The sequence below is a fragment of the Nocardioides sp. CPCC 206348 genome (genome assembly GCF_048654705.1).
Lineage (GTDB): Bacteria > Actinomycetota > Actinomycetes > Propionibacteriales > Nocardioidaceae > Nocardioides.
In genome coordinates this window covers 10488-11514 of sequence record NZ_JBMCZA010000173.1, presented here as the reverse complement: position 1 = coordinate 11514, position 1027 = coordinate 10488, and the positions used below count along the sequence as shown (strand labels likewise).

Below are 1027 nucleotides of genomic sequence, written 5' to 3'. Positions count from 1 at the left end.
GACGGGGTGAACTCCGGGACGATGAAGGTGCGCGTGTCGCCGATCTCGCCGTTCGGGCCGCGGTCGGTGATCGTCCAGTACTCGTTGTTGCCCAGGGCGAACAACCCGCTGCCGATGCCGCCCAGCTCGACACCGCGATCGTCGACGACGGCCGACTGGAAGTCCTCGAGCGACAGCGCGTCGAGCGTGGTCCGCTTGTCGACGTACGGCGCGGTGGCGGCGAGGGCAGGAGCGGCGACGAGGCCGGTGGCAGTCAGCAGTGCAACTGCGGGAAGAAGGCGCATGGGCGGGACGCTAGAAGTCCCGCTCGACGGCCGGCCGACGCCCTGATGGCGTCGAGGTGAACGACGCGGGGCACGTCGGCGCGAACAACGACCAGCCCCGCCAGGTCCTCACCTGGCAGGGCTGGTCGCGGTAGCGGCGAAGGGGCCGTCAGTAATACAGGCGGCGGTTGCCGTTGATCGGTACCAGGTTGAGGACCAAGCCCGCGACGATCAGGATCGCGCCCACCGTGGTGAGGATCGGGATGCTCGCGACGAGGCCGATGATGAGAAGTATGACGCCGAGGGTGACCATTTTTCTGACTCCGTTCAGACAGCGGTTGTTGAATCCCGCAGTACCCGAAGTCCCGTTTCTCATCCCCTGACGGGAGCGTCCGGCATTCCCTCGAACGGCGCGCCGACCAGCGTCACGACACCGACGAACCGCGCCGAGGCCCCGAGCCAGACCGAGCCGCGGTCGGTGCGGAGCACGGCGCGGCCGAGCTGCAAGTCGAAGACCCCGATCTTCAGGCGGCCGCCCTCGGTCACCAGCGCGACCTGGCCGCGGCGGGGGCGCTGGTCGGGGTCGACGAGGAGCTCGGTGCCGGCCGGCCAGCCGTGCGAGGCGAGGGCGTCGTTGCGCAGCCGGAAACGGTTGCGGTCCGTTGCGGGGAGGGCCCGCGGGCGTCGTACTCGCTCTGGGTGGTCGTCGGACCCGGCCGTCGGGGAGACGTCGAACGGCAAATGGTCCTGCACCCCGTCCACCC

3 protein-coding genes are annotated in these 1027 nt (G+C 69.8%); all 3 read right to left on the bottom strand.

All coding sequences use genetic code 11. The annotated features are described in order from the left end of the window. Positions 1-284 (bottom strand): hypothetical protein (locus ACOADB_RS13690; protein ID WP_378599490.1); only part of this gene is annotated, 284 nt, incomplete at its 3' end. A gap of 148 nt (positions 285-432) precedes the next feature. Next, positions 433-576, bottom strand: a complete 144-nt coding sequence (locus ACOADB_RS13685; protein WP_378599487.1) for a hypothetical protein — start codon at positions 574-576, stop codon at positions 433-435. A 59-nt stretch (positions 577-635) separates the two neighbouring features. Beyond that, the coding region (locus ACOADB_RS13680) for a hypothetical protein (RefSeq protein ID WP_378599484.1) at positions 636-1027 on the bottom strand (392 nt) is incomplete at its 5' end.

Excerpts from the sequence above, each read along its gene's own strand:
- ACOADB_RS13685 (WP_378599487.1), bottom strand. The coding sequence starts at position 576 with ATGGTCACCCTCGGCGTCATACTTCTCATCATCGGCCTCGTCGCGAGC.